We start from the raw sequence: 14,716 nt of genomic DNA on the forward strand, positions 1-14,716 counted from the left end.
AGCTTTCCATGAGGAGAAAATTTTTGAAAATCCCTTAACACATATCGCAACCATTGTCGAATTGTGCTAGCATCATGCTCTTTAATTTAGGAGATTCGTTATGAAGCGGTTTGGTTTGGTATTAATGGCCTTTGTTTTTAGCGTATTTGGTGCAAATGCATTTGCTGATGCAGCGAAAATTGGGGTAGTAGATTTGCAAAAAATCATGCAAACTTCTAGTCAAATTAAAGAAATTCAAAAGAAATTAGAGAAAGATTTCAAACCACGTCGAGACAAACTGGTAGCTGTTGAAGCAGGCATTAAAGCGGACATGGAGAAGTTTAAAAGAGATAGTGCAATATTAAGCGCCTCTCAAAAGAAAGAAATGGAAAAGAAAATTGTAAGTGCCCAACAACAATTTGAGCGTGATGGCCAACAATACCAGCAAGAATTAAGCACTGCTAATAATGAAGCAATGGAAGCATTGTATGCAAAAGTGCGTGCTGCGATAGCAAAAGTTGCTAAAGATGACAAGTACGATTTGATTGTACAAAAAGATGCAGCGCCTTTCAGTGCTACTGCTCTTGATGTCACTGATAAAGTTGCAAAAGCAATCAATTAATCGGCGATGTAACGTTGCTGACCCTAAAAGAACTCGCAGATCATCTAGGTGGCGTGTGGCATGGAAATGCCAAACACGCCATTTTTAGTTATGCTTCCCTGAGCCGTGCAACTTCAGTGGATGTCGCTTATTATGATAATTCTGCATTGCGCGAGGCCTTAGAAACATCTGCAGCAGGTGCGGTAATCCTTAAAGAAGAGCATCAAACCCTGTTTCCAGGAAACTGCATTGTAGTATCGCAGCCTATAGAAGCCATGAGACAGGCAGCCCGACTTTTATCTGTTCCTAATCACCAAAGCCGTGGCATTCATTCTACCGCTGTAGTTCATGAATCTGCCCTGTTAGGACACAATATATCAATAGGTGCCTTTAGTGTCATTCATGACAATGTACATATTGCAGATGGGGTTACAATAGGCGCCAATACAGTCATTGAATCTTCTGTGAGAATTCATAAAAATACACAAATTGAAAACAATGTGGTCATTCATTCCGGATGCCGTTTAGGTAGTCATGTTCTTATCCATTCAGGGTGTGTTATTGGTGCGTCTCCTTTCAATTATTTAAAAGATCATGGCCAATGGCACCCAGGCTATAACGCAGGTGCGGTGATTATTGAAAACAGGGTGCAGATAGGTGCAAATACTGTCATAGATAGAGGCTCTTTGAGTGATACTTATTTGGGGGAAGGGGTTTGTATTGATAATCTGGTACAGATTGCGCACGATGTACTGGTAGGGAAAAACACAATTATAGCGGGTTGCGCCGCTGTAGGCGCTTATGTCCAGATTGGTGCGGATTGTATTATTGGCGGTGCAAGTTGTATCGCAGCCCATGTGCATATTGCAGATGATATCGTCATTACTGGTATGTCGACAGTAAGTAAATCTTTGGCCAAATCCGGTATTTACTCATCAGGAACGCTGGTACATGAACATCGTCGTTGGCGTCGAAATGCGGCACGATTTCGACGATTAGATGATTATATCATCAGGTTAGGTGCCTTAGAGAAGAAGGTAAGCAATAGGGGTGAAGAATAAGTTTTTTAATTAATAATTGATTTAAACCTGCTAAATCAGGATAATATTTTTTCCTTTGGGCCTTACGTTTGGACCACTAAGCATATTTATTTAAGCGAGAAATTACGTATGAGTGAACCTGTAGACATAAAACAGATTTTTAGCATTTTGCCCCATCGTTATCCCTTTCTTCTGGTAGATAGGGTTGTTGACTACATACCTTTTGAAAGTATCACAGCTATAAAAAATGTGTCCATAAACGAAAGTTTTTTTTCTGGCCATTTTCCAGAAAATCCCATTATGCCTGGGGTTTTAATGCTGGAAGCACTAGCTCAAACAAGTGGGCTTTTAGTAGGGCTTTCTCAAACTCCCGAAGAAAATGAGGGGATTTTGCATTTTTTTGCAGGCATTGATAATGCAAAATTTAAACATGTGGTCACTCCAGGAGATCAATTGCGCCTGGAAGTAAAACTAATCGCAAAAAAAAGAGAATTTTGGCGTGTACATGGCGAAGCTTATGTAGGTGATAAATTGGCTTGTACTGCGGATTTATTAAGTGCTGCAAAGGAAATTCAAAAGTGATAGATGAACGAGCAATAATTCACCCCAGTGCGAAACTCGCAAAAGGGGTATCAGTAGGTCCTGGGGCTGTGATTGGTGCAGATGTAGAAATAGGTGAAAATACCTGGGTAGGTCCTTATGCAGTAATTGAGGGGCCCACGGTGATAGGAAAAAATAATAAAATTTTTCAATTCGCTTCCGTAGGTGATGAACCACAAGATATTACTTACAAAGGTGAATATACACGGTTAGAAATAGGCGACGAAAACATCATTCGTGAATATTGTATGATTAGTCGTGGTACGGCTAAAGGAAGTGGTGTTACCCGCATCGGCAATAAAAATTTTTTTATGGCTTATTCTCATGTTGGGCATGATTGCGTGATTGGGAATCAAATTATTTTGGTGAGCTATGCAGCATTATCGGGCCATGTCACCGTCGGTGATTATGCAAATATCGGTGGGTATGCGGCAGTTCACCAATTCTGCCATGTAGGTGCCTACGCTTTTATTGCTAGAGCCTCTTATGTCGCTAAAGATGTCCTTCCTTATCTTATGATATCTGGAGATACAACCTCTGCCTGCGGTATTAATACCGTTGGTTTACGTAGGCGGGGATTTTCTTCAGAGGCGATTGATAACTTAAGACGTGCTTATAAAATAATTTTCCGCAAAGGATTAACTGTACAACAAGCTGTTGCCGAGTTGGAATTGATGCAAAAGGAATGCCCTGAGGTTGTTTTAATGATTGATGCATTAAACCAATCTACCCGGGGAATAGTTAGATAAATTAAAATAAATTAGAGTGAAATCCTATGTTAGACATTCAATTATTAAGGGATGATCCGCAATTTGTTGCATCTCAGTTATCCAAGCGAGGTTTTAAATTTGATGTGTCTTCGTTCACCTCCTTAGAAGAACAAAGAAAGTCGTTGCAAGTTGCAACGCAAGCCTTGCAAAATGAACGTAATTTACGCTCCAAAGCCATTGGCGCGGCCAAATCTCGGGGTGAAGATATAGAACCGATGCGTGAAGAAATGAATCGACTTGCGCAGGAACTTGAAGAAAAAAAAGAGGCTTTGGATATACTATTACAACAAATTGAGGCGATCGCACTAAGGTTGCCTAATATACCTCATGAGTCTGTGCCAGTAGGTGAAAATGAGCAGCAGAATCAGGAAGTGAGGCGTTGGGGTAAGGTTCCCACTTTTGATTTTCCCGTTAAATCCCATGACGAGTTAGGTGAAGGTTTAGGACAAATGGATTTTGCTTTGGCTGCAAAAATTACGGGCAGTCGATTTGTAGTGATGAAAAATCAATTAGCCAGATTGCACAGAGCGCTGATCCAATTTATGTTGGATATCCACACGCAGCAACATGGTTATCAAGAAATCTATGTGCCCTATATCGTGAATGCGGATAGCTTAATGGGAACAGGACAATTACCAAAATTCGAAGAAGACTTGTTTAAATTAAAGGGCGATCATGAATTTTACTTGATTCCTACTGCAGAAATTCCTGTAACAAATACGGTACGCGATACACTTTTAGAGGCGCAGGTTTTACCGCTTCAATATGCTTGTCACTCACCTTGTTTCCGAAGTGAGGCGGGATCCTATGGTAAAGATACTAAGGGAATGATTCGACAGCATCAGTTTGAAAAAGTGGAATTGGTTTGGATTACCAAACCCGAGGATTCTTATCGTGCGTTGGAGCAGTTGGTGACACATGCAGAGACAATTTTACAGAAATTAGAGTTACCTTACCGAGTCATGACTCTTTGTACTGGTGACATGGGTCCTAGTTCAGCAAAGACCTATGATTTAGAGGTTTGGCTACCCAGCCAAAATACATATCGTGAAATTTCTTCCTGCTCTAATATGGAGTCATTCCAGGCACGACGTATGAAAGCACGTTTTAGAAATGAGCAAACGCGGGAAATCGAATTAGTTCATACATTAAATGGTTCTGGCCTTGCGGTTGGAAGAACTTTAGTAGCTATCCTGGAAAATTACCAGGATAAAGAAGGGAATATTCACATTCCCAAAGCTTTGATACCCTATTTGGGTGGGGTAGAGCGAATCAATGTATAAACTAACACTGTAACCACTGTGCCAGTAGCCATTTGGTTACAGTTAAATAACACCTCAGCAAATGCGATGCACCTGCATTCTAGAACTTAACAGGCGGAAGGTTTCCACTAAACATTAAACTTTGCTTCTGATCCACTTCCACTTTTTTTCGAGATATCTTCCCTGCTGAAAAGAAAGTAAGACGGGGTATTATCAATGGTTCTGCAATAAATTGCCGATTTGGATAAATTTTTGTGTTGTAACCTATTTTTTGGGGTCGCGGCAATTTCCTATGGGACAATTTAGGTATTTCATTTGGGGATCTTGATGAGAAAAGATGATGTTCCCGTATTTTTGATTGATTTCCCTTAGAAAAAATAAGGTATTTTGTTTGGAAAAAGCAAAATCATACCTTCTTCTCATTCTATTTTTAATTCTTCTCTTTTTATACCTTCGAATTGTATAAGCTTTAAAAGCGTTGGCACGATAAAAATTACATGTCAATAAAGGAGACTTCCACAGTCTGTTTAGGATTCTAAACTGTTTGGTTACCATTAAAAAAAGAAGGAAATTTTGTTTATGGATGTATTTGAGATCACGTTTCATTTGTTCATTTTGATTCATGACATCCGTTTTATTGAGTGTGGCATTTATTCTCCTGAGCCAAGCAAAAAAAGAGATAAGCAGAGGATGGCTAGCCTCACATCTCTCTGGATGGTTGGAAAAAAATTTAGGTGAATAGGTGGTTTTTTTTTTAAAATTAACATCCAATGTCCATTGAAGGTTATCCATATCCATCAATTCCTGCGCGTCCAAGTTTTAAAAGTATAGTAGTTTTTGTAAAATGTGCATTTAAATTGGGCTCATTGTTTTTTAAATGACTTTCAAGGGGTTGCATGAATTTTTTGACACCATGACGGATTGTTTTTATGATGGGTTTTATTTTTATGCCAAAGGATATGCTTACTTCTGACTTTGATTTGCTTCTTAAACTGAATGAATATTTATGGCATTGGTTTGGTTGCCCTAAGCATAGAGTGTTTGCTCAAGTAACCCACGATTTATTAGCGAAAGCCGTCAATTACAACAAGGGGTAGCTATTATTTTACCTCTAATGGTTTCCTTTTTTTTAATGGATACACGCTCACCAAAATGGGGACATTTAGCTCTCTTGTTTCCATTCAGCAATCTGTCTGACGAATCCAGAATACGCTCACATTATCGTCGAGAAAACTGCGGTACTGGAAACCTGTCAAAGTAATCTTACTCTGACAGGTTTATATTGAGAAAATTATTTAGATGAATTTTGGCGAATGTACTATTTAAATTATGCATATTTCTCAAGGTATCGCTTTATCTTTTGGTATTTTGCAAGTGATTCCTGATTCTTGGCAGATATTAGAAATAAATAAATATGATTTTTTAAAAGGTTCGAGGATAGCATATACAAACCAGAATAAAACCAAGATAAAAAGTGAATTACCTCTTCTTTAGAGGAAAATAGCCGAGCGTTTGATGACCTAAATGCAATTTGAAATAGCGAAAGGAATGCACCATTGAAAAAATTTTTTTATTATTTATTCACTGTTTTATTTACCCTTATCCATTTTAAAGTGACAGGGTTTGCTGCATGTACCCTCTTCAATTCATCGGGTCAAATGATAAACGCAAACCATGATTTTTTAGCAATGTTACTTGCATCCAATCCATGTCCCGCCAATGTTTTTGAATTTCGGCAAATGATTAAAAACTCGAAATTAGGATTGAAAACGACCATGGTAGCAAACCGAGGTTTTCACAATCCTAATCAAGGAAGTTTTAGTTTGTTTGAAATGGTGTTCGGGGAATTTAAAACATTGGATAATCAACTAAGCATTAACCCGGGTGATGTTTTCTTTGGACATTTTACATCAATCAATACAGAGGGTGATTTGATCGCAGATCAAAACAAAGAATTAAACTCCCTTATGATTGAGGCCTTGGCTTGGGATCACCGAAAAGAAGTTTTTAATTTCTATGAATTGCGTGGGACTGGTTCTGGTAGCCAATGGTTTTATCGAGGAGATTCCCATGATATTGTAGCGGATAATGAATTGCTTCATCGACAGAAAGACCCCAATAACCCTAAATTCGGGAGTAGACTTCGTTGCTCTGGCTGCCATGGAGCCGGTGGTCCGATTATGAAAGAGTTGGATACTCCTCATAATGATTGGTGGGAACCCAATAGAGGTTTGGATTTTGGAGGACGAAAACCGAATCTTGCTTTAAAGGAAATTATGCAAAATTTGGTTTCTTCGGAAGCTTTGGCTAAAAACGTTCTCATTGGAGTTAAAAAATTAGAACCAAGTAAGGCATTACATCAGATACAAACCCATTCTTTTCAAGAGTTAATTCGTCCTTTGTTTTGTCCTGTAGAACTCAACTTAATGTCTGATGTTTTTCCAAATGACTTAGTTCAATCTGAAATTAGTATTCCGGCTGAGTTTTTCGTTGATTCAAGATTTTTGAAAGCCGAAGAAAAGCAAACAATAAGCATTTCGCGAACATTTTATCAAATGGCTTTAAATAATGTAGGCAGTTATTTTCCAGAAACCGCTTTGAATGATGCAGATCATGCCTGGCTTACCCCAGTTAAAGCGAAATCCGACCAAATTGCAATCGATAATTTAATCCAAAGACGTCTAATAGATAAAAAATTTGTATTTGATGTTTTAGACGTAGATAGTACAAATCCCATCTTTTCTTATGAACGTTGTGCCCTATTGAGATTTGTTCCGAATACTATTACTTCAGATTGGAAAGCATCCTTCATGAAAAATCTCGCTCAATCTCAGGATTCTGCTGCTAAAAAACTTCTAAAAAACCTCAACTCACCGCAGCAAGATGCTGAGTTTTATAGGCAGAAAACTAGAAATTTTCTCCACCATTGTCAAGTGAGGGCACAAACGGATGAATATGTTTTAAAACTATATCAATTACTAATGCAAAGAAGGGCCGAGGTACGTACCTCGGAAATTTCTAAGAATCCTCTGGGACAAATATTAGAGCCAGGATTTCGCATTATTTTTCCAGAAAGCATGGGAATGCCTCCTTCAGAGCCGTTGAAGCTGGACACAAATTGTGAATTCGTTGAGGAGAAAGGGTAAATTACTGATTTTTATGCGCTCCATTCACATTTGCGGAGGAGGCTTGTTGGTGCATCTTGTTCAAACTTGAGGAGGAGTCTTTACCAATACTCCAATAAAGTCCTAAATATCCTAGTAAATGCTCTTGACCGGCAATACTGTGGCCTACTGAAAATTGCAAGGCAAAATTCTTCGTGAAATTATAGATTCCCCCTGCGTTTAAAATGAGAGAGGCTGCCCCATCAAAAGTCATAGCTTCTTCATAAAAAACCTCGCCACCCAATGTCAGATTGTCTTTCACTTCTTTTTGTAAGAGCAAATTGGCATAAAAAAAAATGAAGCATACCTGGTGCTGAATTATAGACATAACCCCCTCCACCATAGGTTGTCCATTTTCCCCAGCTTTTTTGCGCCAAAATAGGAATTTTGAACCAAGGTATTCCATTTCCTAAGTTTTGATCGGCATTTCCAGTCGGGATCCAAAGAACAGGTGCAGTCCCTATTTGAGGCATTGTCTTTGTTTCTTCAATAAACTGGAATTTTACTCCCAACTGCATATCTCCAAATCCCTTGGAGAAGGGAGCTGCATCCGGTAAAGCCATTGCATAGGGCAATATGATATCGAGTTCTACTCTTTTAAAAATTCCGTAATTGACTTGTATGGTTGGAGCATAGAGATAAGGTTCTAAAAAAAGATCATTGTTTAAGTCCAATGCTGAAAAAAGAAAAAGTTCCCATTTTTTTTGTTCCAAAATTACAGGATCATCTGTAAGAAAGGGCGCTCCAGCCTGAGCTGATGGACCTATTAAAAATAAAATAAGGCCGATAACCTGATGTTTCTTATTTTTAATATAGGAATTTTTAAGCAATAAGCGCATTAAATAATTCGTTCCGCTGCTTTTATTTTTATTACTTTTAATAGTAACTATTAGGTTGAAAGTGTCAACTTAAATACTTTCTTCATCATTTCTCTTTGAGAATAATAATTAGAAGATTGATTTTGGAAAATATTGGGAATAAGGCCTAATATAAATAACTATATATCTCCTATTTTATAAAAAATAAGTAATAAACTGATACAAGTAATTGAATATTTATTATAAAAAATTTTGCTTTATTTATAATAAAACATAAGGAAATTTTGCATGGAAAAAGCAAATGTTTTCAATAATCAGATGATAATCATTGGATTTGGGTGTATTGGCCAGGCTTTATTACCCTTACTTATGAACCAATTGAATATTCAACCTGCACAGATCACTATCATAACAGATGGCGAAGAATCCATGCACTTGGCTCAAGAATTCGGAGTCAATTTTCTTATTCAAAGAATTACCCGCAATAATTATATTGAAATTCTTGGGGGGCAAATTCAACCTGGGGATTTTGTTATCGATGTTTCAATTACTCTTTCCAGCTCTAACCTGTTGAATTTATGTGACCTGAAGGGGGCGATGTACATCAATGCTTCTACTGAACGATGGGGCGAAGAATTTATATTGGAAGATATGCCTCCAGACTCTCGCACGAATTATCTTTTACGAGAAGAGATACTCAAATTAAAAGGTAAAACCTCTAAAACCGCTATTCTAACCCATGGTGCTAATCCTGGTTTGGTATCACATTTTGTCAAACAAGCTTTATTAAATATAGCCAAGGACAATCAGCTCGAAATTGATGTGCCTGAAACACGTACTGAATGGGCCCAATTGGCTTATTCACTGGATATAAAAGCCATCCATGTTGCCGAACATGATACTCAAAATGCCTTGCCCTTTAAGACCGTGAATGAATTTGTTAATACTTGGTCTATCCAAGGATTTATTGAGGAGATAAGACAGCCTGTTGAGATTGGCTGGGGAAGCCATGAGCTTCATTTACCTGAGGGAGCGAAATCACACACAGTTGGACCAAAGTGTACCATTTATCTTGAGCGTCCAAGCGCCAGTGTTAAAATCAGATCATGGACACCTAGTTTTGGGGCTTATCAGGGTTTTCTTATCACCCACCCAGAAACAACCTCCATTACTCAATATTTAACTCTGACTAAAGATTCAGATGTAATTTATAGACCTACTGTACTCTATGCATATTGCCCATGCCCAGATGCAGTTCTTTCTGTTTACGAACTTTGCGCAAGGGAATGGATTCCTCAAGAAAAAAGCCGTTTAATTGTTGAGGAAGTAAAGCAGGGGATGGATGAATTGGGTGTATTGTTGATGGGGAATCGGAAAGGGGCTTATTGGTATGGTTCCACCTTATCTATTGAAGAAGCACGCACCTTAGCACCACATAATAATGCGACTAGTTTACAGGTTGTAGCAGGCCTGTTTGCTGGTATTGTTTGGGCATTGAGGCATCCAAACAAAGGCATTGTTGAACCTGAAGAGATGGATTTTGAACAAATTATGGAAGTGGCATTACCCTATCTTGGTCGAGTACAAGGATACTATACGGATTGGACTCCGCTACAAAATAGGGGGTGGTTGTATTCTGAAAAATTGAATCACAATGATCCTTGGCAATTTACAAATATGCAGGCCTGAACTTATTAGGAAAATATTTGTGTAGAAAGTCTTGATAAAATTATAAGTTACTATCTCTTCTCTCTGGATTAATACCTCAATTAATTGTAACCTTAATGCGATGTCCGATTGGCATTAATTTAATTTTTAAATGATTTAAATTAGGAAAAATATGGTTATATACGAAGTTAATTTAGCCATTCAGGGAGAAATATACCCCCAGTTTCAATTGTGGTTAAAAAGCCATGTCAAAGAAATGCTCCAGATCCCAGGATTTATTCAAGCCAGTATTTTAAAACCCGAAAATGAAACAGCTGCTGATCAAGAAAAATTAACCGTTCAGTACCACGTGGAAAATAGGGAATTTTTAAATGTTTATTTTACTGAATTTGCAAGTAAGATGCGTGAAGAAGGGATAAAGAATTTTAATGACAAGTTTTCTGCACAAAGAAGAATTTTTGAGGTTCAGAGCAATATTTTAAAATAAAAAAGACACCTTTGTACTTTTTGAAACTCAAGAGTTCCGTTAAGTTATAAAAAGTAACATTGCCTGGAGTCGATGTAAAAATTTGCCTCTGGAGTATGTTTTCAGATAGCCTTTCAGCTTGCAGGAATGATTGTATCAAACTTGCAGGTATGATTTTATAAAGTCCTTCGGATTAATATAGGATATAGAATGAGACAGATTATTAAATTGGGATTTATATTAGGTTTGGTCGCAAGTCACAATGCTTTTAGTACCGACAGAGTCGAAGGGCTTTATTTTGGATTGCTGGCACAACTTAGCCATCCCTCAAGTCAAGATTTAAATTTTACCATTAATGGGATCACCTCATTGGGAACAATACAATTGCAACCAATAGGGGGAGGGATGGGTGCTTCACTGGGCTGGCGAATACGAAATTTTCGAGTAGAAGCTGAAACCCTTTTTAATTTTAATAATTATGGATCCATGCAGGTGGGTTCTTGTAAACTCATAAGTCCACAAGTATTAGGTCCTGAAGGAGTATGCGATCCATTTTTTGTGGAAACAGGTTTAGGCTTTAAAGGATATACTATAGGGGCTTATGAATTTATAAATGGTTTCTATGATTTTATATCCTCGGATCCTGATAAGAATTTTTTCCCCTATATCGGCGTAGGTATCGGTGGCGCCTATCTGTCTAACACTGCTATATTCCATAGTAACAGCCAATGTATTTCTTTAAATACTTGCTCTCCAATCATCGACAATGCAAATTTCAGTTCCTCAAGCACTGGTTTCGCAGCACAAGGAATTCTTGGCTTTAATTATTTTCTTGATGATTTTACGAGTATTGGCCTCGATGTACGCTATTCTTCAACATTTAATTTCAACAAGAATAATAATACTACGACGACTACTTCAAATAATTCTGCAAGTAATTTTGGGATAGCTACCATCAATCTGACTGGAAATTTCGCGCTCGCCAAGGCTGATTGATTTTAAAGGTACTCAAAAAATTTCGGCCGCGCCCTGGCGCGGTCTTTGTCGCAGTAGTTTAATTAAAAGATTTCATAGAACTGATTCCTAGCAAATCACTTACTGGATATTTCAAAATAAGTTAATTTGATTCTATAGTTTAATATAAATTACTTATGTTTTCTTTTAGGGAAAGATTATGGCCTTAAGATATGATGTAATTGTTTTGGGAGGCGGGAAAGGAGGTAAAACTTTGGCTGTTGATTTAGCCAAATCCGGTCTACGCGTCGTCATGGTAGAAGACAATCAAATTGGAGGTACATGTATCAATGTCGCCTGTATTCCTACAAAAACGCTCGTACAATCTGCCAAAATTGCGCATTATTGCCGCACAGCAAGCAAATATGGCATTGAAGCCACTTTAAACCCAGTTGATTTCAAAGCGGTTCGTGCCCGCAAAGAGTCCGTAGTAAACGTCATGCGAGAAGCAAATTTAAAACAATTTTTAGATTCAGGTATGGATTTTATGCTGGGTCGTGGGCACTTTGTTGGACCCAAGACAATAGAAGTGAAGTTAACTTCACCAAGGGACAACCAAAATATATTGGAAATTACTGCCGATAAAATTTTTATAAATACTGGAGCATTACCGTTTATACCTCCTATTCCGGGGCTCGATAAAATAAAATATCACACGAATGATAGTTTAATGAATGTTGAGCAAGTGCCGAAACATTTACTTATTGTGGGCGGCGGATATATTGGCTTGGAGTTTGCCCAACTATTTCATCGCTTAGGATCAGAAGTTACTGTGATCGAAGCGGATAACAGATTTTTGGGACGTGAGGATAGAGACATCGCGGAGCAGGTATTCGATGCTTTGAACCAGGAAGGCATCCATTTTGCTCTCAATACTAAAATTACGAGTATTCAAGAAGATCATGGCGATATTGTCATTAACGTCAATCAGAATGGAAAGATGAAAACTATCCAAGGAAGTGACGTCCTTCTTGCTGTTGGACGAACTGCGAATACTGCAACATTAAATTTAGATAAAACGGGAGTGGAACTTGACGAACGTGGTTTTATTAAGGTCAATGAATATCTGGAAACAACATCTGAAGGCATTTGGGCTTTAGGAGATGTCAAAGGAGGGGCTCAATTTACCCATTTATCTTTAGATGATTATCGAATTGTAAAGCATAACCTTGAAAACCCTCAGAACAAACAATCAGCGCAATCCCGGCTAATCCCTTATACAGTATTCCTTGATCCGGAGTTGGCACGAATTGGGATGACTGAAGCACAAGCCAACACTTTAGGTTATTCGATTAAAATTGCAAAAATACCAGCCGCAGCGATCCCCAGGGCTAAAACCCAAGGGGAGACCACGGGTGTTTTGAAAGCCATCATTGATGCAAAAACAGATCAAATTTTAGGGGTGTCAATTTTCTGTGCTGAGGCCGGTGAAATTCTCGGGGCCATTCAATTGGCTATGGAATTAGGTATGTCTTATAAGCAATTACGGGATGTCATGTTTGCTCATCCAACCTTAGTTGAAGGCATAAATCTTTGGTTTGCAGCAGTGACAAATAACCACTGATCTGGATTATTTGAATGACTAAATAATGCGCAAATAGTTATAAATTATTGCACCCATTCCGTCCATCCAAGACCCGAAAGCAGGGTCTTTTTTGTTCTTAATTTGAAAAAATTGTATAAATAAAGATTAATAAGACTTCAGATTATACCAAAAATGACAAAAAGTGTTGATTTCAATTTCATCTTATGTAAACCTTGCGCACATGAGTAGGAAATTAATTTATATAATAATCAGCATTAGTTGTCTTACATTCGGGGTTGTAGGGGTGTCACTGTATCAGCATTCGAGTGACGCGAAATTCCTAAAGCTTATGAATGAGGTGATTCAAACTGAATCAGCACGAAATACAACTGAAAAAAATACTAACTCACCTGTGCGTGCTGGAAAAATAGCAAACACCGTCCATAGGAGCGCTGGAAATGTCATTACTTTAGCGCATCAAAGTGCTACAAAAATAGCAACCACAGCACCTAAAGGAACAAATCAAATCACATTAAGAAAGTACTATCGGCCAAAGTTCAGCCCAAGAGAAGTGATTTTAAAAAGCAGAAATATTGCTTTAACCAAAGTTTCTTTTGAAGAGTTGCCTGGATGGGATACAGCAGATGTTAAAAAATCGTTACTTGCCTTTCAAAAATCATGTGACACTTTTTTAAAGCAATCCCCATCGCATACAATTAGAACCCAGCATATCAAATTAAAAACTAAAGATTGGCATCCAGCTTGCAAAGCGGCTATAGCCTTAGAAGAAATTTCAGAGGATTCCGCCAAAGCGTTTTTTGAAAAATGGTTTCATCCAATTGAATTTACACAGAAGAAACCCGTCAATGGCTTATTTACCGGCTATTACATGCCTAAAATAAAAGGCACCTTAACCAAAAGCGCCCAATACAATACCCCCATCTATGGATTACCTAAAGGCAAATATTCCACTTCGTTCACTCGCGAGCAAATAGATAATGGCGCGCTACAGAAAAAAGCTCCTGTTATTGCATGGATCCATAGTCCTGCGGAACGATTGTTTCTAGAAATAGAAGGTTCAGGGGTGATTCAACTGCCTAATGGCGAAAACAAATATGTCAGTTATGCAGGAGAGAATGGTGCTCCCTATACATCTATTGCCAAGGTGATGATAAATAAAGGCATTATGACCCGACATAATGCATCCAAAACTGCGATAATCCGCTATTTAGAGAATCATCCTGAAAAAGCAAAGACAATAATTCAAAAAAATAAATCTTTTGTGTTCTTTGAGGACATGGGAGAACCTATGGCTCTAGGTGCTCAGGGGATGGCGTTAACTCCTGGTTATTCTTTAGCAGTAGATAAGAAATGGATTCCTTTAGGAGCCCCCCTCTGGCTAGATACGAAACGCCCTGCCAAAAATCAATCTAGCGAGAAACAATTCCAGCGTCTTATGATAGCCCAAGATACCGGCGGAGCCATACGGGGATTTATGCGGGGTGATATTTATTGGGGCTCAGGAAAGTTTGCTGCGTTTCTTGGAGAACACATGAAAAATAAAGGACATTATTGGTTGCTTTTGCCTAAAAATATCTTAAATCGGTTGGCAAAATAACAAACTAGGATGAACGAATTAACCATTATTAAGCAGGCTTGGTTGATCCTATCCATCACTCATAGATGGATGCTAAGGATATTCACAACCAGGACAAAGCGCGCAGTCTTTCACTGCTTTCTGGCTATAAGCTTTCGAATGAACTCATATGTTACGGAATAATTTCATAAACAAATTAAATCGGTATCAAA

The 14,716-nt window shown here is 38.1% G+C and carries 15 protein-coding genes; 12 read left to right on the top strand and 3 right to left on the bottom strand.

All coding sequences use genetic code 11. The features are described 5' to 3' along the window. Positions 1-100 precede the first annotated feature (100 nt). The 5 genes from BU07_RS0103310 to serS all read left to right on the top strand — a co-directional run bounded on the left by BU07_RS0103310 (position 101) and on the right by serS (position 4,273). On the top strand, positions 101-601 hold the full coding sequence (locus BU07_RS0103310) for an OmpH/Skp family outer membrane protein (RefSeq protein ID WP_031563692.1): 501 nt from the start codon (positions 101-103) through the stop codon (positions 599-601). A gap of 14 nt (positions 602-615) precedes the next feature. Then, a complete protein-coding gene (lpxD, locus tag BU07_RS0103315) occupies positions 616-1,641 on the top strand; it encodes a UDP-3-O-(3-hydroxymyristoyl)glucosamine N-acyltransferase (RefSeq protein ID WP_031563693.1) in 1,026 nt (341 codons plus the stop codon). A gap of 108 nt (positions 1,642-1,749) precedes the next feature. Then, positions 1,750-2,202 carry a 3-hydroxyacyl-ACP dehydratase FabZ gene (gene fabZ, locus BU07_RS0103320; RefSeq protein WP_031563694.1) on the top strand — a complete coding sequence of 151 codons (453 nt, stop codon included), beginning with the start codon at positions 1,750-1,752 and terminating at the stop codon, positions 2,200-2,202. Next, entirely contained in the window at positions 2,199-2,969 is a 771-nt protein-coding gene (gene lpxA / locus BU07_RS0103325; protein WP_031563695.1) for an acyl-ACP--UDP-N-acetylglucosamine O-acyltransferase, read from the top strand. Before fabZ ends, lpxA begins: the two co-directional genes overlap by 4 nt. A gap of 26 nt (positions 2,970-2,995) precedes the next feature. Beyond that, positions 2,996-4,273 (top strand): serine--tRNA ligase, encoded by a 1,278-nt coding sequence (gene serS / locus BU07_RS0103330; RefSeq protein ID WP_031563696.1) that lies wholly within the window; start codon positions 2,996-2,998, stop codon positions 4,271-4,273. Positions 4,274-4,516: 243 nt separating this feature from the next. Here the strand turns inward: serS and BU07_RS16945 are convergent, their stop codons facing one another. Beyond that, on the bottom strand, positions 4,517-5,044 hold the full coding sequence (locus tag BU07_RS16945) for a hypothetical protein (protein WP_031563698.1): 528 nt from the start codon (positions 5,042-5,044) through the stop codon (positions 4,517-4,519). Positions 5,045-5,181: 137 nt separating this feature from the next. Here BU07_RS16945 and BU07_RS17360 point away from each other — a divergent pair, with 137 nt between their 5' ends. Then, the gene (locus tag BU07_RS17360) at positions 5,182-5,349 is read left to right on the top strand and encodes a hypothetical protein (RefSeq protein ID WP_154659361.1); all 168 of its coding nucleotides are present in this window, start codon (positions 5,182-5,184) and stop codon (positions 5,347-5,349) included. A 459-nt stretch (positions 5,350-5,808) separates the two neighbouring features. Further along, on the top strand, positions 5,809-7,398 hold the full coding sequence (locus BU07_RS0103355) for a hypothetical protein (protein ID WP_031563699.1): 1,590 nt from the start codon (positions 5,809-5,811) through the stop codon (positions 7,396-7,398). 1 nt (position 7,399) lies between these two features. On the opposite strand, the gene BU07_RS17160 is transcribed toward BU07_RS0103355, so the two are convergent. Beyond that, positions 7,400-7,630, bottom strand: a complete 231-nt coding sequence (locus BU07_RS17160; protein ID WP_084157783.1) for a hypothetical protein — start codon at positions 7,628-7,630, stop codon at positions 7,400-7,402. A gap of 7 nt (positions 7,631-7,637) precedes the next feature. Next, complete coding sequence (locus BU07_RS16640) at positions 7,638-8,255, bottom strand: hypothetical protein (protein WP_084157784.1); 618 nt, start codon at positions 8,253-8,255, stop codon at positions 7,638-7,640. A gap of 267 nt (positions 8,256-8,522) precedes the next feature. Between BU07_RS16640 and BU07_RS0103365 the strand changes: the two genes are divergently transcribed. The 5 genes from BU07_RS0103365 (at position 8,523) to mltA (ending at position 14,525) form a co-directional block, all read left to right on the top strand. Further along, entirely contained in the window at positions 8,523-9,923 is a 1,401-nt protein-coding gene (locus tag BU07_RS0103365) for a saccharopine dehydrogenase C-terminal domain-containing protein (protein ID WP_031563701.1), read from the top strand. Positions 9,924-10,074: 151 nt separating this feature from the next. Continuing rightward, positions 10,075-10,389: a DUF4286 family protein gene (locus BU07_RS0103370; protein ID WP_031563702.1), complete on the top strand. Its 315-nt coding sequence runs from the start codon at positions 10,075-10,077 to the stop codon at positions 10,387-10,389. Between the two features lie 189 nt (positions 10,390-10,578). Continuing rightward, positions 10,579-11,364 carry an outer membrane beta-barrel protein gene (locus tag BU07_RS0103375; protein ID WP_031563703.1) on the top strand — a complete coding sequence of 262 codons (786 nt, stop codon included), beginning with the start codon at positions 10,579-10,581 and terminating at the stop codon, positions 11,362-11,364. A gap of 178 nt (positions 11,365-11,542) precedes the next feature. After that, a complete protein-coding gene (locus BU07_RS0103380) occupies positions 11,543-12,946 on the top strand; it encodes a mercuric reductase (RefSeq protein ID WP_031563704.1) in 1,404 nt (467 codons plus the stop codon). Between the two features lie 265 nt (positions 12,947-13,211). Beyond that, complete coding sequence (gene mltA / locus BU07_RS0103385) at positions 13,212-14,525, top strand: murein transglycosylase A (RefSeq protein ID WP_242601878.1); 1,314 nt, start codon at positions 13,212-13,214, stop codon at positions 14,523-14,525. The last annotated feature ends 191 nt before the right edge of the window (positions 14,526-14,716 follow it).

Source organism: Legionella wadsworthii DSM 21896 = ATCC 33877, from assembly GCF_000701265.1.
GTDB lineage: Bacteria > Pseudomonadota > Gammaproteobacteria > Legionellales > Legionellaceae > Legionella > Legionella wadsworthii.